Raw genomic sequence first — 15,745 nt, 5'->3', positions numbered from 1 at the left:
GCCAACCTCGGCCCCATCCCACTGGGTCAGGTTGATGACCAGGGTGTGGCGTGGTTCCTGCAGAAGCTCGACGGCTGGGACTCGGCCGAGGTCCGCTCCGAGTCCCAGCTGCGGGAGGCCGAGCATGGGGCGTGGGCCTCGCCCGTCTACCTTGGCGAGCGACCCATCACCCTGTCCGGGACGATGCTCGCCCCGGACCTGGCCACCCTGGACGCCGCGGCGGACAGGCTGCGCGCGCTGCCTCTCATGGGGGCCGTGCTCACCGTCATGGAGACCGTGCCGAAACGGGCAGTCGTCCGCCGCTCCGGCCGGACGCTCATCGACTACCAGACCGACACGGCGGCCACGTACAGCGTGCTGGTCACAGCCGCTGACCCGCGGCTGTACGCCACCACCGAAACCGTCACCACGCTCCGTCTGCCCACCGTCGCCGGGGGCCTGACCCTGGCGGTCACGTTCCCTATCACCATCGACGCCACGGTGGTTGCGGGAGACACGGTCGTTGTCAACGCAGGGTCGATCGACGCACTCCCGCAGATCAGAATCAGCGGCCCGGTCTCCCAGCCGCTTGTGTCCGTCACCGGACCAGATGGTACGGCCACCTCCCTGCTGTACGGCGGGGACATCGAGGCAGGGGACTGGGTCGACCTGGATTGCGACGCGCACACCGCGTACTACAACGGCACCGCGTCTCGCCGCTCTCTGATCTCAGGCGCATGGCCGGCGCTTCAGCCCGGTGCCTCCAACCTCGCCTTCCGGGCCGGTTCCTACTCGGCGACCGCGGCCCTCACTGTCACCTATCGATCCGCCTGGATGTGAGGCACGCATGACCATCACCGCGTTTCCGATCAACGCTTCCGGGGGCTCTCCGTCCTACGCCTCGCAGTCGTTCCGGCAGGCGCTCGCCGCACTGCTGTCGCCCGGTTCCGGCGGCCTGCAGGTCCAGGCAGGAGTCCGGCCAGGAGGCGGCCTCACCGTCTCTGTGGCCGGGTCCACCATCACCATCACCGCAGGCGCCGCAGTCGTCCAGGGCGGGTCCTCGACGACACAGGGCCCGTACCTCTTCTACTCCGACGCCTCCGTCACCCGGACCCTGACCGCGGCCAACGCCACGAACCCGCGCGTGGACGTGGTCTACGCCCGGATCCGCGACACCGACTCCGACGCCTCCGGGGCCAGGGACGGGGACGTGCTGTACCTGGCCGGCACACCGGCCGCCTCCCCGGCCACCCCGACGCCCACGGATCCGTCGTACATCGTGCTCGCCACGATCAACGTCCCGAAGTCCGGTGCCGGCTCGGCGGCCGTGTCCACGGCAACGCGCGCCTACACGGCGGCCGCAGGCGGGGTTACTGTCGGCTCGGTCGCCCCGGGCGCCCCGTACACCGGGCAGCTGTGGGACTCCGGCGATGGCCTGCGGCGCTGGACCGGCACCGAGTGGCGCTACCTGAAGTACGACCCCGCGGTGTCGAGGCAGCTCCTCGCGCCGACGTCCTACCCGGCGACAGCCACGTTCACCGACTTCAGCGCGGCGCAGTGGCCGCCACTCACGTTCACCGTCCCGCCGTCCGGATCCGCGTGGATCTCCATCGGTGGCGCCATCCAGAACCAGGTCACCACCACGGCCACCGTGTGGGTGGTCTGGCGGGCCTCCGGCGGGTACACCCAAGCTGCGGTGGCCGCGAACGCTATCGCGTCCGCCGGCGGCCGCATCTACGCCACCCGCCGCGTCCTGGTCACCGGTCTGACCCCGGGCGTGACCGTGACCCTCACCCCGCAGTGGTACGTGTCCAGCGTCGGGACCGTCGGCGGACAGACGTTCACCACCGACGGGCAGCTCAGCGTGGAGCCCGTCGCATGAACCGACGCGGCCAGCCGGTAGAGCTGGACTGGTACGGATGCGACCTCCGATCTGGGCAGATCATCGAGGAGCTCCGCGCCCTGACCACTTCTGCCCTGTCCAGGAAGCTCGGGGCCTCGGCCACCGCAACCTTCAGCCTTGCTCTGGCCGGCGCCCCTGCTGAGTGGGAAGCCGCCACCACCCCCGGCCGCACCATGCTGGTCCCCGTCGACCGGGCGACAGATACCCCGCTCGGCGCCTGGATTGCCCTGACCCGGGCAGGCGGCACCAGCCCCACTCTCGAACTCGGCGGCGCCACCCCCGAGGCCTACTTCGACCGCCGGTACACCGCCCCCATTACCGGTTTCGGCGTCGACCAGGCCACGCTGTTCACGACGACTGGTGCCCCGCTCCTGGTCGACGCCCCACCCTTCGCCTTCGACGCCCCGGCCACCGGAACGCCCGCGACGTACAGCGTGGAAGACGGCGACGACCGCACCATCCTGTCGGTGTGGCAGGAACTCACAGCAGGTGGCGGCCCCGAGTGGACAGTTGACACCGCCTGGGCTCCCGACCGATCCGGGTTCGTGCTCCCCATCCGTATCCGCCCGAAGATCGGCACCATCACGGACACCCCCGAGGCGGTATTCGACCTGCCCGGCTCCATCTCGAACTACCGGCTCTCCGAGTCCTACGAGGAAGGCAAGGGCGCAACCAGCGTGCTGGCCTCAGGAGAAGGCGAAGGAACCGCACGGCTACGGTCCGAGCTGGCCACGGCCACCGACCTGCTGAACGCCGGGTACTGCCGATGGGAACACCGCTACACCCCCGCCGACGGAGTCACCGACCCCAACGCACTCACGACCCACGCCCGCGAAGAACTCGCCGTCATGCGGTCCGGCGGAACTGTCTGGACGCTGGATGCGATTGCCTCGCAGGCACCCCGCCCGGTCGCCGACTTCGGACTCGGCGACAGCATCCGCGTCCAGGTCGACCGCTCCCCACGCCACCCCAAGGGCGCATCCGTCACCGCACGCTGCTGGTCCTGGTCCCTCGACCCCGCCGGTAACTCCGTCTCACCGATCCTTGTAGAGGACTCCTGATGGGCCGACAACTCGAACAGCTGCCCCCCGACATGTCATCCCTCGCCCGGCAGATCGCCCAGCTACGCCGCGAACTCCGGGAGCTGCGCGCGGCCAAGCGGGCCGGCCACACCGCCATCTCTACTGGCGGGCTCATCCTGAACGACTCCAATGGCGACATGGTCGCCGAGGTGGCCACGGACTGGAACGAGCGCGGCGTCAGCGCCGTCGCCGTCTACGACACCCGCCTCGGAGACGAGTACTACGCAGCCCTCGCCGCCGGTGACCTGTGCTTCGGCGTCGCCGGCATCACCGACGAAGCGGACGAAGGGCGGATCGGGTTCGCGCGCATCGACGAGACTATGTACGAACTGCTGATCTCCTCCGGCAGCCGGCCGGGCCGAGCCCCCGCAGCGATCAACATGTACTCGGAGACCGGCGTTGCAGTCGGCGACAGCAGGCTCGACGTCACCGCGGGCTCCATGTCGGTGAGCGGGACCCTGAAGGCCGGCAACTGTGCCTGGGGAACCGTCACGATCACCCCGAACGCTGCTGGAGTCCCCACCGCAATGGCCGTCTCCGGCTTCTCCCTCACCGGAACCTCGTTCACCGCGCAAGCCACCCCCACCACCTCCGTCCCCGGCACCACCGTGGCCGGCGTCGGCATCACCAACGCTTCCGCAACGGGCGTGACCGTGTGGCTGACCAGAGGAAATACGGCCGCAACCGACGTCAACTGGATGGTGATTGGCCAATGAGCACCGAGCCCGAGCCCGTTCCGCCCGTCTTCCAGCCGTCCCTGTACTACAAGGTCACGGCCATCGACGAGAACCCCAACTGCGTCAACTACGGAGCGACCTTCACGGTCGACGAGTTCTACTCCAACAACGGCGTGAACTGCCGCGTGTGGTGCGGAAAGTGCCGCAGTTACATGCGCACCCTGACCGGCGAGCTGCTCGACCCGCAGCCCGAGGTCGTCTGACCAACGCCGACCCTCGCCCCGCGCCGACCGGCCCGGGGTTTTCTCATGCCCTGGAGGGGCTATGGCTCGTATGCCGGGTGCCGTGTGGCACGCCGTCCGCAACTACACCGAGGACGGTCAGGACGCTGTCCGCGGCGTCGTCGTCCACATCATGGCCGGAACCCTCGAAGGCTCCCAGGCCTGGTTCAACAACCCCACCGCGCAAGCCTCGTCCCACTTCGGGACGGGCAAGGCGGGTGCACTTCGGCAGTGGGTCGACACCGACGACCGGGCCTGGGCTCAGGCCGCCGGCAACCGCACCTGGCTGTCCGTGGAGAACGAAGGCGTCGGCGGCGACGCCTTGACCGATGCGCAGCTCGACGACAACGCCGCGGTGCTCGCCTGGGCGCACGAGACCTACGACGTGCCGCTGCGGCTGGCCTCAGGGCCCGACGATCGCGGCCTCGGCTACCACGCCATGGGCGGCTCCGCCTGGGGTGGGCACACCTCGTGCCCCGGGCCGCGGATCGTCCAGCAGCTCCCCGAGATTGTGGCCCGGGCCAAGCGGCTCGTGGCCGGACCAACCGAGACCGAAGAGGACGACATGGCGCTGAACGCCGCTGACGTGACCCGCATCCTGACGACGGACGGCATCGTGCCTGCCCCGTCGAACGCACCTGACGCGAAGACCAACAAGTTCTGGACGGTGGCCTCCCACTTGGCCACCACCACGGCGGCCGTGCGCAGCATCCAGGACTCGCAGGCCGACCAGTCCAAGCAGATCGCCGCCCTCACGAAGGCCGTCGCGGCGCTCACTGCGAAGCTGGAGGGCTGATCCGTGAACAAGCTCATCCTCGACCTGGCCGAGCGCGCGGGCTGGACTGGCGCCCAGGCCGCGATCGCCCTCGCCGCCACCGAACTCGCAGACGTCTCCGCCTGGTGGGCCGCCCCCGTAGCGCTCGCCCTCGCCTCCGCGAAGGGCTGGGTCGCCGGGCGCCTCGGGAGGAAGGGCACCGCGTCCACGCTGCCCGCTGCGTCGGACCCGGCGTCGCACCCGACGGGTGTCTGAGCTGCCCACCGAGCACCACGGGAGTACGTATGGACGCTGCCATGGCGGCCGCACTGTCTGCGGTGCTGGCTGCGCTGGTCACCGCGGCAGCGGCCGCCTACGGCTCCCGAGGCGCGGCCAGGGCGACCCGGGAGGGCGGAGTCATCACCGGATACGACAGCCTCACCGAACGGCTGGTGAAGGAGCGGGACAAAGCAGAGCTGGACCAGTCGACGGCTGAAGCGAAAGTCGCCGCACTGGAGTTGGAAGTGTCGCGCCTGCGGATGCTGGTCACGCAGCTCGGGGGGACGCCATGACGAGAGCGGAGCGACTGCTGTACCGGCGCCGCCGCGGCCTCTGGGTTGTGGCGGCGCTCCTGTTCCTGAGCGGCGGGCTGGCTATCGCGTTCCTTCAGATCGACAAGGCGGAGTCTCGCGCGGACCAGCTGGCGGCCGAGGCGGACCGCCGCGGCGGGGCCGTATCCACCCTGGCCACGGACGTGCGCACGCTCCGGTCGCAGATCCAGGCGAAGGGCGGCACCCCCGAGGCGCCCGACCCGGAGCAGGCCGTGGAGGATCTGCCGGCCCGGGCCGAGGTGCCGGTCCCGATCCCGGGGCCGCCGGGACCGCGGGGTGAGCAGGGTGAGCGCGGCGCCACGGGCGCGGCAGGCACCCCTTCACCGGGCCCGTCCGGCGCGACCGGGCAGGAGGGCGCAGCGGGTGTTCCTGGTGCGACTGGACCTGTTGGCCCGGCCGGTCCGGCCGGACCGCGGGGCGAGCAAGGCCCAGCCGGAGCACCCGGCCCAGCAGGTCAGGACGGGACGGACGGCACCGACGGGGCGGACGGCCGCGACGGCCAGACCTGCCCGGCCGGATACTCGCTCCAGCCACCGCCGGGTGATCCGGACGGTTTGATGTGCCGGCGCGACGTTCCGACCGCACCCGACCCGGCGAAGACGGCCAGCGTCCTCGGTCTGCCCGTCGACCGGCGCCGCACATGATCACGCCCCTCGTCTCTGGCTTCGGCCGGCGGCGGGGGGCGCTTTCGTCGTTCCGGCCCACCGCGAAACCCTCCAACGGCACCATGGGCCAAGCACAGCCGTAGAAACTCACGCAATCCCGAAGCAGCGGAGGCGGCCATGACCTTACATTTCATCGCGAAGGACCCGGAAACGAACGGTGACCACTGCCCGACGATCTGGTTCGACGACGAGGCACAGGAGTTCGTCATCCAAGGGTGGAAGGCAGGCGCCGAACTGGAAGCGAAGTGCCGCAAGGCAGGACCGATCCCGGACACCGAGGCCGTAGTCCGGCTCCCCGCCCGCATGGCCGACGCACTGAAGGAGGCCCTCAATGTCGCAGCCGGCACTGCCGCCGTTCGCTGAGCTCCTGGCGCAGTGCACCACCTCGGCCGTCCACCTGGAGACCCGGGACGTCTACGCGGTCGACGAAGAAGACCAAGACCTGAAGGCCTGGCGCTCCGGGGAACTGCCCACGGAGGACGACCCCACTTCGTGGTGGGGCACGTTTCATGACGCGATCGGGGCCGCCGTCGGCCGTGGCGTCACCGTCCAGCGGGCCCGGGTCATCTCAACACCCGCCACGGAGTACATCCGATTCGAGTACGCCTGCACCCCACGCAACCTGGCGGCAGGCGAAGACGTGAGGTGGCTGCCCCGGGACCAGGCGCTCGGGCTCGTCCTGCCCGCGCACGACTTCTGGCTGTTCGACGACCAGCTGATCCGGTGGCATCACTTCGCCGGAGATGGGGCCCACCTGCGCGACGAGCTCGATGACCGGCAGACGATCGTCAAGCAGACCGCAGCGGCATTCCGCGCGGTGTGGGATCGGGCCGTTCCACACCAGGAGTTCACGATCCGCTGATGGCCACCTCCCCGTCAGCCCGCGTCCAGGAGGCACGCGACCGCATCGCGGTTCGCCTGCGCGCTCTCCGTTCCGACGCGGGCCTGACGGGGCAGGAGCTCGCCGAGCGCACCGGCTGGCAGGGCTCGAAGGTCTCCCGCCTCCAGGGCGGTCGCTCGCACCCGTCCGACGACGACATCCGTGCCTGGTGCCGGGCCTGTGGCGCGGAGGACGAGGCCGCAGACCTGATCGCTGCCAGCCGCCAGGCGCAGCAGATGTACACCGAGTGGCGCCGCATCCAGCGTGCCGGCCTGCGCGGTGTGCAGCAGGCTCGGCGCCCGCTGTACGAGCGGACGAAGGTGATGCGGGTCTACTGCTCCAACGTCGTCCCGGGCATGCTCCAGACGCGGGCTTACGCGACCGCTCTCCTATCGGAGATCGCCCGGTTCAGCGGCACCCCGGACGACTCGGCGGCGGCGGCCGAGGCGCGGCTCGAACGCTCGCAGATCATTCGTCGCTCCGGTCGGCAGTTCCTCATCCTCATCGAGGAGGGGGTACTCCGGCGACAGATTGGCGGATCGGATGTCATGGCTGAGCAGTTGGGCTACTTGCTTCAGGCGGCGACGCTGCCGTCCGTGGTGCTGGGCATCGTTCCGGCACGAGCCGCAGCGATGTGGCCGCTGGAGGCGTTCACCATCTTCGACAGTGAGCAGGTGGCAGTGGAGCTGCTGACGGCCGCGGTCACCATCACGACGCCCTCCGAGGTAGCCCAGTACCTTGCTGCTCACGAGGCACTGACTGCTGCATCTGCGCACGGACCAGGAGCCTTGCGGCTGATTGCGCAGGCCGTTTCCGTGCTCGCGTAGAAACGCGTAGAAACTCTCGCCCGAAGCAACATGCCCGCCCCTACGGTCAGCGGTATTCACCGACCGACGACGGGGGGCATACCCGTGATGACGCTCAAGGTGTACGCGGTAAACAGGGCGGGGACCACGACCCGCGTGTTACGGCCCGAGACGCCGGTGGTGCCGGCCACGACGGTGGACGAGTCGGCCGCGTTTCCGGACTGCCAGTGCGAGAAGTGCCGGGCCGAGGGCAAGGCGGACTTGTCGTACCGTGTCCTGCTCGACCACACGATGTTCTGCCCGGCCTGCCTGGCGGGGGCGCCGTGCGTCACCAAGGGCGCGCTGGGGCGAGCGTGGCGCCGGGGGCGGGCATGAGGTGCGACCGCTGCGACAAGCCGATGGCACCCGACGAGTCGGTCCCGTACACCGTCCCCGGCGCGACCGGGCCCGGCGCGACCGGGCCCGGCGTCACCATCCGCGTCCACCGAATCGTCTGCAAGATCCCGCCTACCCACACTCGCTCGTACCCGGCGCGCTGATCCCCCCGCCCGCGGCGACGCCGATGCGCCGCGGGCGGGTGACCGAGCCCCGACTGCCCCCGTGGTCGGGGCTTCGTCATGTCGGCCATTGCCGTGCGCGCGCTGGTACGGGACAATGTAATCACCCCTGGTGGGGGCCGGTTTGAAGTGGACAGCTTGCGTGAGCGGTGCGTGAGCGGAGGTCCCGGAGGGGGCCAGAATTACCGGAGTGAGCCAGCGGTAAGGGTGAGTAAGACCCCCAATTTGCAGGGTTTCCGGAGTGAGCCAGAGTGAGCCAGTCTCTAACCTGGCGACTCATAATCCGTCGGCCGTGGGTTCGAGTCCCACCCGCCCCACCGAGCGTCCCCAGGCAGAATCGTTTTGGCCTGGGGTGTCGCGCTTTCCGGTGCGTTGATGCGTGCAGCGGACGGGGCGTCGGCGGAGTCGCTGCGTTGTCGTGACCTGGGCTTCCCCGGTGCTGTGGTCGTGTGGAGTGCTCCACGGTCCCGATCGGCACCTCAACGAGCATGGCGCCGGGCGCCTCGTTCAGCAGGCCCGGCGACTGTTGCCGGCCGGTGCGGTCCTGGGTGACGCGTCCGAAGACCGCCACGCCTTGCGGGTCGCATGGCGAACAGCCGGACGTCACCAGCGCGAGGCGGTGCCCGTAGAAGAGGGCCCAGCCGGTGAACCGGACGGCCACGCCTGGGACGTGCCCGGCGAGATGCTGTTTCCCGCGCCCTGGGCCTCTCCGGTGCGGACGCCATGACGCCCATGCCCATGCCCTGACTCCGAACCGCTCCGCCGACGGGCGATGACTCCGCCGTCAGTTCTCGGGAGGCCGCGACGGCGCTGGCTTCAGTCCGTCCAGGGTGAGGTCCAGGAGGCGTTCAGCCTGTTCTCGCTGCTCGGGCCTGGCCGAGGTGAGGGCGATACCGGCGAGGGCGGCGAACATGTCGGTCGGGCTGATGTCGGACCGGATGGTTCCGGCAGTGGTATTGGCGTCCATCAGGGTGCCGAGGGCGGCCTGAATCATCTCGTGACTGTCGGCGTACGGATTGGTTCCCGAGTTGACGACGGCTCGCAGGGCGTCGGCCATGCCGAGCTTGGCGGTGGCGTAGTCGATGAAGCGGCGGGTCCAGGCTCGCAGGGCCTCAGGCGGTGACATCGCCGCAAGGAGGCCGGGGACGGCGTCGCACAGCCGGGCCACTTCGTTGCGGTACGCCGCTTCGATCAGAGCTTCCCGGGTCGGGAAGTTGCGGTAGAGGGTGCCGGTTCCCACGCCTGCCTCTCTGGCGATGCGCTCGAAGTGCGCATCCAGCCCCGCCTCGGTGAACACGCGCACCGCGGCGGCCAGGATCTTGTCCCGGTTCCGCTGTGCGTCGGCCCTCAGAGGGCGTCCTGCATCCCGGGTCATCAATGACTCTCCTCTGGCTTCATTTGCTAAGTGGGGGGCCCTCCACTTAGTGTCGGTGAAGTGGCGGTGCCTCCACTTTCACTCTAGGGCACGGCCATCCCCACTCCTTCACCGAAAGGGCTGTGCATCATGTCGGGAATCGAAGGAAAGGTCGTGGCGATCACGGGCGCCGGCAGCGGCATCGGTGAGGCGACCGCGCTTCTGCTCGCCGAGCGCGGTGCGAAGATCGTCCTCGGGGCACGCCGTCCGGAGCGCCTTGAAGCCCTGGCAGCCCGCATCGAAGCGGCCGGTGGCGAAGCCGCCTGGGCCCGCACGGACGTGACGCGACGCGAGGACCTCTCCGGCCTCGTCGAGCTGGCGCGCGATCGATACGGCAAGCTCGACGTCCTCGTCAGCAACGCCGGAGTCGGCTTGATCTCCCGTCTGGATGACCTGCGCGTCGAGGACTGGGAGGAGATGATCGACGTCAACCTCAAAGGCGTCCTGTACGGGATCGCCGCAGCCCTTCCCGTCTTCCGGCAGCAGGGCTTCGGGCACTTCGTCAACACCGTGTCCACCGCCGGACTGCGCATCGTGCCGCTCCAATCGGTGTACGCGGGCACGAAGAACGCCGTGCGCACCATCTCGGAGGGCCTGCGCCAGGAAGCCGGCGACCGCTTGCGCGTGACCGTCGTCTCGCCCGGCGCTGTCCGCACGGACTTCGCGGAACGCATGGATCCGGCTGTGAAGGACCAGATCGACAAGATGATGGAGACGGCTCTGTCGCCGGACGCGGTGGCCCGTGCCATCGCCTTCGCCATCGAACAGCCGGACGGTGTTGATGTAGGTGACATCGTCGTTCGCCCAACGGCCCAGGGATAGCGCCGCCGAGCGCGTATCGGGACCAGGTTCCTCCGGTTCCGGGCGACGGGTGACCGTGTGGTGCCGCACTGGATGCCGTCCCTCGGAGGGCGCGCGGCAGGCCCCCGGTGATGGGCCGGAAGAAGAGCGCGGGGCCCGGACGAAGTGACGTCCGGGCCCCGCGCGGTTGTCAGTGCTTCATGAGGGCGAAGACGCCCCAGCCGAGGTACTCGCGTCCGTAGCGCGCATACCGGGTGGGCTCGGTGATGAGTTCCGCCCTTACGTCCGGGGCGAGTTCGTCGTCCGGGTTCTCATCCAGCCAGCGGCGCATGCTGAGCCACTGGGCTGCGGCGTAGCGGTCCCAGCTGTCCTGGTCGGACAGCATCATCTCCACGACGTCGTACCCCAGTTCCCGGAACTGCTCGAGCAGTTCCGGGAGGAGCAGGAAATCGGCGACGGAGGTGGCGTGGCAGGCCTTGGCGGTCTCCTCGTCCGGAGGGGGCTGCCGCCAGTACGGCTCGCCGATCAGGATCATTCCTCCGGGGCGCAGGCTGCGGTCGAGCAACTCGATCGTTCCTGCGACGCCGTCGCCGATCCAGGTGGCGCCGACGCAGGCGGCCAGATCGACCGGCTCGTCGGCGACATGGCCGGCGGCGTCACCGTGGAGGAACCCGACCCGGTCGGCGACACCGAGTTCGGCGGCGAGGGCACGGGCCTGCTCGGTGAAGAGCGTGCTGATGTCGACCCCGGTGCCGGTGAAGCCCAGATCGCGCGCCCAGGTGCACAGCATCTCGCCCGAGCCGCTGGCCAGGTCGAGTACCCGTGTTCCGGGGGCGAGGCGGAGGGAATCGCCCAGGGTGGCGAACTTGTCCGCGGTCAGCGGGTTGTGGATGCGGTGGCCGCTCTCGCGGATGGTGAAGATGCGGGGAAGGTCCATGACCGTGTTCCTTTCCGTCATGCTTTGAAACGGGGGGACTGCTTGTGGGCGCGCACCTGGCGCGAGATCTCCTTCAACGGCCTTACCAGCTCGGCGCGCAGCCGCGCGTCGGTGCGGGAGGCGGCGTAGGCGGTCTCGCGTCGCAGCCGGTCTTGACTGTCCGGGCGCCGCTGGGTGAGGTGCCCGTCGGCGACGGCCGACAGAACGGCGCAGCCCGGTTCGCTGGTGTGGGCGCAGTCCGTGAAGCGGCAGTCGCCGGCCGGTTCGGTGATCTCCGCGAAGGTGTGGTCCAGGCCCTCGCCGGTGTCGTGCAGGCGGACGCCGCGCGGGCCCGAGGTGTCCAGCAGGACCCTGCCGCCCGGCAGCGGCAGCAGCTCGCGCACGTGGTGGCGTGCCGACCCTTGCCGTCGCTGCCGCGCATCGCGCCGGTGGCCAGGAGATCCTCGCCCGGGAGGCTGTTGCCGAGGGTGGACTTGCCCGCTGCCGAGGGTCCGAGCAGGGCGACCGTGCCCGACACGACGGCGGCGAGGACGTCCAGGCCCTCTCCGGTCGTGGCGCTGGTGACCAGCACCTGCACACCCGGGGCGATCTCGGCTTGCCGCGCCCGCCGACCGGCGGCCACCCAGTCGCCGGTGCACGGCGTCAGCCGGTCACCGGCGCCCGACGAGGGGACGACCGCCGCGCGGACGGGGCCGGTCTCGGTGAGGAGGTCGCACAGGCCGCGCCCGGCCCGCACGACACGGCCCGGAGCCAGTCCGGCGGCCCGGGACGCGGTGAAGGAGAGTTCGCGTTCCGTGCCCCAGCCGTAGTCGGCCGGAGCCGGGACACGTGCGGGGAGAGAGGGAACGGATGGAGGTGTAGTGAGTTGATGGGACAACGTGGAGACCCTTGAAAGGGGGCCGCCGCCGGACCACAGGCATGCCGGAAAAGCTCCCTAAGGAGGAGAAGTGCGGCAGGCGAGGGTCAGGACGAGACCCGGGAAGTGAGGATGATCCGGGCACCGCGCGCAGCGGTGTGCTCCACCATGACCATGCAACTCACCTCCTTGGAATCTCCGTGCGAACGTGTTGTCGCTGATTGAACGTTAACAGGATGTGCGGACGCCGACATCGTGGGGCCGTACATCGAACGCGTAGGTCACCGATGACTGCCGGCGTTGATGTGCCGGCGGCGCTCCTGCGGTGTGTGCTCGGCCGCTCAGCTCGGTCGGGCGTCGGGAAGGGCGGCGGTGGGCACGGCGGGGGCGGGATCGACCGAGCGGCGCTTGATGATCAGGAGGACGATCAGTACGACCTGCAGAACGATCGGGAGCACCATCCCGGCCGACGTCCTGGGGTCCGTGCCGACGGAGTTGGAGAGGAGTCCGAAGTCCCACAGGCCGTGCACGGCCATGGGGAGCAGCAGGCTGCCGCCGACGCGCAGACACAGGTAGAAGAAGTAGCCGGAGGTCGAGACGACGACGGCCTGGAGCACCACCCGTGAGCCGTCACCGAATGCGTTGCTGAGATGGACGAGGCCGAAGACGAGGGAGGAGTACAGGGCGACCTTGCCCTCGGTGAGTCCGGCCCGCTTGAAGACCTGGACGCCGATGCCGCGGAACATCAGTTCCTCGGCGATGCCGACACACGCGGTCATGGCGAGCAGGGACAGGACCAGAGACGCCTTCTGGGCCGTCAGATTCGGGTAGTTCATGCCCAGCAGTGCCGCGGCGAGCATGGAGAGCGGAACGAACCACACCCATGTGCGGGCAGGCGCCCGGTAGTGCAGGACCTCTCTCCACCAGCCGAGCCAGGTCACCACGGCGGCGCCGAACAGAACCGACACGGCGATCGGAACCAGCCCGTTGCGGATCACCGATTCCGTCGTCGGGAACTGGCTCTCGGAGCCGCTGGTGTCGATCCCGATCGCGGCTCCGGTCCCCTTGAGGACCGCGAGGTAGGCCACGACCACGACCAGGAACCACGGCCACGTCAGTTCTCTCCCGCGACGTGCGGACACTGCGACGTCAGGCATGCGCCCCGCCCCCTCTTCTCGCGCGGTGATTTCGGAGCGGAGGCAACCGTGTGGGTGAGCCTGTTTCCGCATACCGAGTTAAAAGTCACGTTATCGCACAGATGGCCGACCTTTGACGGTGCCCGGCGTGTCTGCCCGGCGTGACTGTCCGGCCTGATTGCCCGGATTCGAGGGCCGGTGACGCACCGGTCGGAGACTTCCTCCGGCCCGCCCGGGCGGCCGACGGGAGCCGGGCACGGAAGGATGCGTGGGTGGGGCACCTATATCATCAGGCGATGTCATCGGTTGATGACATCGTCCGGTGGCGTCATTCGGCGACAGGAGATCCGCCTCGTGCATCCGATAGGTTCCCCCGCTTCCACGCCCTGGCGGCAGCGGGCACTCGTCCCCGTGCTGGTCTCCCTCTGCATGCTGGTCGCGATCATCAGCAGCCTCGGGGCGCCGCTGATTCCGACGATCGCCGCCGTGGACCACGTAGCGGTGTCCGACGCACAGTGGTCCCTCACCGTCACGATGCTCGTCGGAGCCGTCGCGACTCCGACCATGGGGCGCCTGGGGGACGGCCCGCATCGCAAGACGGTGATCCTGACGGGCCTGGGCGTGGTGATCGTCGGGAGTCTGCTGGCCGCCCTGCCACTGGGGTTCGCCTGCCTCATCGGGGGGCGGGCGCTACAGGGTGTGGGCATGGGGCTGGTGCCGCTGGCGATCGCCACCGCACGCGATTCCGTGCCGCCGCAGCGGGCCCGGTCGGCACTGTCGACGCTGTCGCTGACCACGGCGGCCGGTGTCGGAATCGGCTACCCGGTCACCGGACTGCTCGCCGAGACGCTCGGGATGTACGCGGGCTTCTGGTTCGCCGTGATCGCCACTGTCCTGGCCTTCGTCGCCGCCGCGCTCGTCCTGCCGAAGACTCCGCAGCGTCCGGCGCACCCCATGGACGTGCCGGGGGCGCTGCTCCTGGCCCTCGGCATGGGCGGTCTGCTGTTCGCCCTCACCGAGGGAGAGAACTGGGGCTGGGGGTCGCCCCGGCTCCTGGTCCTCGGGGCGGCTTCTTTGCTGGTCCTGCTCGGCTGGGCGCTGCACGGGCTGCGTACCGCTCATCCGCTGGTCGATCTCCGGCTCATCCGGGACCGTACGGTCTTCGCCGCGCACCTGACCACGATGATGGGCGGCATCGGCATGTACCTGCTGATCTCCCTCGTGACCCGGTACGTGCAGACCCCGTCGAGCGCCGGCTACGGACTGGGGGCTTCCGTGGTGGTCACCGGTCTGATCCTGGTGCCGTTCTCGGTGGGAAGTCTGGCGGCGGGCCGCGTGGTGCGGGTCCTGGTCAGGACCCAGACGCCCGTGCGACTGCTGCCCGTGAGCTGCCTGTTGTCGCTCGCGGCACTGCTGACCTTCGTGTTCGCCCATGGTCATCTGTGGCAGATCTTCGTCACGATGACCCTGGCCGGGCTCGGTGTCGGCATGAACTTCGCGGTGACTCCGGGACTCGTCGTGGCGAGCGTCCCCGCGCAGGAGACGGGAAGCGCCATGAGTTTCAATCAGGTGGTGAAATACATCGGTTACTCGGCCGGCAGCGCGCTGAGCGCGGTGATCCTCCAGGCCGCCACCTCGCCCGGACAGGGGTTTCCGCCCGAGAGCGGATACCGCACGGCCGGGCTGACGGGCTGCGCGGTCTGGGCCGCCACGGCCGTGATCGGCTACGTACTGATCCGCACCGGGCTACGGAGCGGGACGCGGGTACGGGACACGCGCCCCGTGGTGGCCGGTGCGGGCGCGGAGGGTGAGGGCCTCGTTCCCGGAGCCGGGACACCGCGATGAGCGGCGAGGCGCCGGGGCGCCGGCGGGACGCGGCGCGCAGCCGTGAGCGTCTGCTGACAGCGGCGAGCGAACTGTTCGGGGAGCGGGGCTTCGACCGCACCACCATCCGGGACATCGGCCGACGGGCGGGCGTGGACCCGACGCTGATCGCCCGCTACTTCGGCAGCAAGACCCTCCTGTACATCGCCGCGCTCCAGGCGGAAGCGGGCGAGGTGGCCCTCGCCGACCTGTACGAGGACGAGCGGCTGCGCGAGGTCTTCGACCGGGCCGACCGCCGTGGCCCCGTCCCCCTGCTCCAGGTCGCGGTGCGGCCCCTGGACGACCCGGCGGCGCAGGAGGCCACACGGGCCGCGCTGCACACCCGGCTCGTCGAGCCCCTCCACGAGCGCTTCGTCCGTGAAGGGACGGACCGGCCGCGGCTGCGGGCCGAACTGGTGGCGGCCGCGATGGCCGGGGTCCTGCTGGGCCGGCACTCCGGAGCCTTCGACGAGCTGGCCGCCGCCGACCCCGGCGATCTGATCGACCTGCTCCGGGGCACCCTCCTGAGCGAGGACTAGCGAG

At 70.0% G+C, this 15,745-nt stretch carries 20 protein-coding genes and 1 pseudogene; 16 read left to right on the top strand and 5 right to left on the bottom strand.

The window, feature by feature from the left end:
* The first annotated feature begins 45 nt into the window (after nt 1–45).
* The 13 genes from EAO72_RS18995 (at nt 46) to EAO72_RS18935 (ending at nt 8,013) form a co-directional block, all read left to right on the top strand.
* On the top strand, nt 46–819 hold the full coding sequence (locus tag EAO72_RS18995; RefSeq protein WP_261991576.1) for a phage tail family protein: 774 nt from the start codon (nt 46–48) through the stop codon (nt 817–819).
* 7 nt (nt 820–826) lie between these two features.
* Complete coding sequence (locus EAO72_RS18990) at nt 827–1,861, top strand: hypothetical protein (protein ID WP_148018532.1); 1,035 nt, start codon at nt 827–829, stop codon at nt 1,859–1,861.
* Nucleotides 1,858–2,943 (top strand): hypothetical protein, encoded by a 1,086-nt coding sequence (locus EAO72_RS18985; protein ID WP_148018531.1) that lies wholly within the window; start codon nt 1,858–1,860, stop codon nt 2,941–2,943. Before EAO72_RS18990 ends, EAO72_RS18985 begins: the two co-directional genes overlap by 4 nt.
* A complete protein-coding gene (locus tag EAO72_RS18980; RefSeq protein ID WP_148018530.1) occupies nt 2,943–3,680 on the top strand; it encodes a hypothetical protein in 738 nt (245 codons plus the stop codon). Before EAO72_RS18985 ends, EAO72_RS18980 begins: the two co-directional genes overlap by 1 nt.
* On the top strand, nt 3,677–3,904 hold the full coding sequence (locus tag EAO72_RS18975) for a hypothetical protein (RefSeq protein ID WP_148018529.1): 228 nt from the start codon (nt 3,677–3,679) through the stop codon (nt 3,902–3,904). Before EAO72_RS18980 ends, EAO72_RS18975 begins: the two co-directional genes overlap by 4 nt.
* Nucleotides 3,905–3,965: 61 nt before the next feature.
* Nucleotides 3,966–4,718 carry a peptidoglycan recognition protein family protein gene (locus tag EAO72_RS18970; protein WP_148018528.1) on the top strand — a complete coding sequence of 251 codons (753 nt, stop codon included), beginning with the start codon at nt 3,966–3,968 and terminating at the stop codon, nt 4,716–4,718.
* A gap of 3 nt (nt 4,719–4,721) precedes the next feature.
* Nucleotides 4,722–4,952 (top strand): hypothetical protein, encoded by a 231-nt coding sequence (locus EAO72_RS18965; protein WP_148018527.1) that lies wholly within the window; start codon nt 4,722–4,724, stop codon nt 4,950–4,952.
* A gap of 29 nt (nt 4,953–4,981) precedes the next feature.
* A complete protein-coding gene (locus EAO72_RS18960; RefSeq protein ID WP_148018526.1) occupies nt 4,982–5,248 on the top strand; it encodes a hypothetical protein in 267 nt (88 codons plus the stop codon).
* Nucleotides 5,245–5,931 (top strand): collagen-like domain-containing protein, encoded by a 687-nt coding sequence (locus tag EAO72_RS18955; RefSeq protein ID WP_148018525.1) that lies wholly within the window; start codon nt 5,245–5,247, stop codon nt 5,929–5,931. Before EAO72_RS18960 ends, EAO72_RS18955 begins: the two co-directional genes overlap by 4 nt.
* A 138-nt stretch (nt 5,932–6,069) precedes the next feature.
* A complete protein-coding gene (locus EAO72_RS18950; RefSeq protein ID WP_148018524.1) occupies nt 6,070–6,315 on the top strand; it encodes a hypothetical protein in 246 nt (81 codons plus the stop codon).
* The gene (locus EAO72_RS18945; protein ID WP_148018523.1) at nt 6,284–6,814 is read left to right on the top strand and encodes a DUF6879 family protein; all 531 of its coding nucleotides are present in this window, start codon (nt 6,284–6,286) and stop codon (nt 6,812–6,814) included. The genes EAO72_RS18950 and EAO72_RS18945 overlap by 32 nt, the downstream gene beginning before the upstream one ends.
* Nucleotides 6,814–7,659 (top strand): helix-turn-helix domain-containing protein, encoded by an 846-nt coding sequence (locus EAO72_RS18940; RefSeq protein ID WP_148018522.1) that lies wholly within the window; start codon nt 6,814–6,816, stop codon nt 7,657–7,659. Before EAO72_RS18945 ends, EAO72_RS18940 begins: the two co-directional genes overlap by 1 nt.
* A gap of 87 nt (nt 7,660–7,746) precedes the next feature.
* Nucleotides 7,747–8,013 (top strand): hypothetical protein, encoded by a 267-nt coding sequence (locus EAO72_RS18935; RefSeq protein WP_148018521.1) that lies wholly within the window; start codon nt 7,747–7,749, stop codon nt 8,011–8,013.
* A gap of 966 nt (nt 8,014–8,979) precedes the next feature.
* On the opposite strand, the gene EAO72_RS18930 is transcribed toward EAO72_RS18935, so the two are convergent.
* A complete protein-coding gene (locus EAO72_RS18930; protein WP_148018520.1) occupies nt 8,980–9,570 on the bottom strand; it encodes a TetR/AcrR family transcriptional regulator in 591 nt (196 codons plus the stop codon).
* A gap of 129 nt (nt 9,571–9,699) precedes the next feature.
* On the opposite strand from EAO72_RS18930, the gene EAO72_RS18925 reads away from it, so the two are divergent.
* The gene (locus tag EAO72_RS18925) at nt 9,700–10,431 is read left to right on the top strand and encodes an SDR family oxidoreductase (protein WP_148018519.1); all 732 of its coding nucleotides are present in this window, start codon (nt 9,700–9,702) and stop codon (nt 10,429–10,431) included.
* A gap of 169 nt (nt 10,432–10,600) precedes the next feature.
* On the opposite strand, the gene EAO72_RS18920 is transcribed toward EAO72_RS18925, so the two are convergent.
* From EAO72_RS18920 to EAO72_RS18910, 4 genes and pseudogenes are all read right to left on the bottom strand, one after another.
* A complete protein-coding gene (locus tag EAO72_RS18920; RefSeq protein ID WP_148018518.1) occupies nt 10,601–11,347 on the bottom strand; it encodes an SAM-dependent methyltransferase in 747 nt (248 codons plus the stop codon).
* 17 nt (nt 11,348–11,364) lie between these two features.
* The gene (locus EAO72_RS43825; RefSeq protein WP_315986333.1) at nt 11,365–11,730 is read right to left on the bottom strand and encodes a ribosome small subunit-dependent GTPase A; all 366 of its coding nucleotides are present in this window, start codon (nt 11,728–11,730) and stop codon (nt 11,365–11,367) included.
* 35 nt (nt 11,731–11,765) lie between these two features.
* Nucleotides 11,766–11,918 (bottom strand): annotated as a pseudogene (locus EAO72_RS43820) (ribosome small subunit-dependent GTPase A); the annotation flags it as partial.
* A 626-nt stretch (nt 11,919–12,544) separates the two neighbouring features.
* The gene (locus tag EAO72_RS18910; protein WP_148018517.1) at nt 12,545–13,360 is read right to left on the bottom strand and encodes a CPBP family intramembrane glutamic endopeptidase; all 816 of its coding nucleotides are present in this window, start codon (nt 13,358–13,360) and stop codon (nt 12,545–12,547) included.
* A 333-nt stretch (nt 13,361–13,693) separates the two neighbouring features.
* On the opposite strand from EAO72_RS18910, the gene EAO72_RS18905 reads away from it, so the two are divergent.
* Together EAO72_RS18905 and EAO72_RS18900 are read left to right on the top strand one after the other, a co-directional pair.
* Nucleotides 13,694–15,184, top strand: a complete 1,491-nt coding sequence (locus EAO72_RS18905; protein WP_261991575.1) for an MFS transporter — start codon at nt 13,694–13,696, stop codon at nt 15,182–15,184.
* Nucleotides 15,181–15,741 (top strand): TetR/AcrR family transcriptional regulator, encoded by a 561-nt coding sequence (locus tag EAO72_RS18900; RefSeq protein WP_148018515.1) that lies wholly within the window; start codon nt 15,181–15,183, stop codon nt 15,739–15,741. The genes EAO72_RS18905 and EAO72_RS18900 overlap by 4 nt, the downstream gene beginning before the upstream one ends.
* Nucleotides 15,742–15,745: the final 4 nt, after the last annotated feature.

It is taken from the genome of Streptomyces sp. OR43, assembly GCF_008042275.1.
Taxonomy (GTDB): domain Bacteria; phylum Actinomycetota; class Actinomycetes; order Streptomycetales; family Streptomycetaceae; genus Streptomyces.
Note: the sequence above shows the minus strand (reverse complement) of the source record. Positions and strands in the feature narration are given on the sequence as shown.

Excerpts from the sequence above, each read along its gene's own strand:
- EAO72_RS18980 (WP_148018530.1), top strand. The coding sequence starts at position 2,943 with ATGGGCCGACAACTCGAACAGCTGCCCCCCGACATGTCATCCCTCGCC.
- EAO72_RS18945 (WP_148018523.1), top strand. The coding sequence starts at position 6,284 with ATGTCGCAGCCGGCACTGCCGCCGTTCGCTGAGCTCCTGGCGCAGTGC.
- EAO72_RS18950 (WP_148018524.1), top strand. The coding sequence starts at position 6,070 with ATGACCTTACATTTCATCGCGAAGGACCCGGAAACGAACGGTGACCAC.
- EAO72_RS18970 (WP_148018528.1), top strand. The coding sequence starts at position 3,966 with ATGGCTCGTATGCCGGGTGCCGTGTGGCACGCCGTCCGCAACTACACC.
- EAO72_RS18940 (WP_148018522.1), top strand. The coding sequence starts at position 6,814 with ATGGCCACCTCCCCGTCAGCCCGCGTCCAGGAGGCACGCGACCGCATC.
- EAO72_RS18990 (WP_148018532.1), top strand. The coding sequence starts at position 827 with ATGACCATCACCGCGTTTCCGATCAACGCTTCCGGGGGCTCTCCGTCC.
- EAO72_RS18960 (WP_148018526.1), top strand. The coding sequence starts at position 4,982 with ATGGACGCTGCCATGGCGGCCGCACTGTCTGCGGTGCTGGCTGCGCTG.
- EAO72_RS18985 (WP_148018531.1), top strand. The coding sequence starts at position 1,858 with ATGAACCGACGCGGCCAGCCGGTAGAGCTGGACTGGTACGGATGCGAC.
- EAO72_RS18935 (WP_148018521.1), top strand. The coding sequence starts at position 7,747 with ATGACGCTCAAGGTGTACGCGGTAAACAGGGCGGGGACCACGACCCGC.
- EAO72_RS18925 (WP_148018519.1), top strand. The coding sequence starts at position 9,700 with ATGTCGGGAATCGAAGGAAAGGTCGTGGCGATCACGGGCGCCGGCAGC.
- EAO72_RS18930 (WP_148018520.1), bottom strand. The coding sequence starts at position 9,570 with ATGACCCGGGATGCAGGACGCCCTCTGAGGGCCGACGCACAGCGGAAC.
- EAO72_RS18975 (WP_148018529.1), top strand. The coding sequence starts at position 3,677 with ATGAGCACCGAGCCCGAGCCCGTTCCGCCCGTCTTCCAGCCGTCCCTG.
- EAO72_RS18910 (WP_148018517.1), bottom strand. The coding sequence starts at position 13,360 with ATGCCTGACGTCGCAGTGTCCGCACGTCGCGGGAGAGAACTGACGTGG.
- EAO72_RS18920 (WP_148018518.1), bottom strand. The coding sequence starts at position 11,347 with ATGGACCTTCCCCGCATCTTCACCATCCGCGAGAGCGGCCACCGCATC.
- EAO72_RS18900 (WP_148018515.1), top strand. The coding sequence starts at position 15,181 with ATGAGCGGCGAGGCGCCGGGGCGCCGGCGGGACGCGGCGCGCAGCCGT.
- EAO72_RS18955 (WP_148018525.1), top strand. The coding sequence starts at position 5,245 with ATGACGAGAGCGGAGCGACTGCTGTACCGGCGCCGCCGCGGCCTCTGG.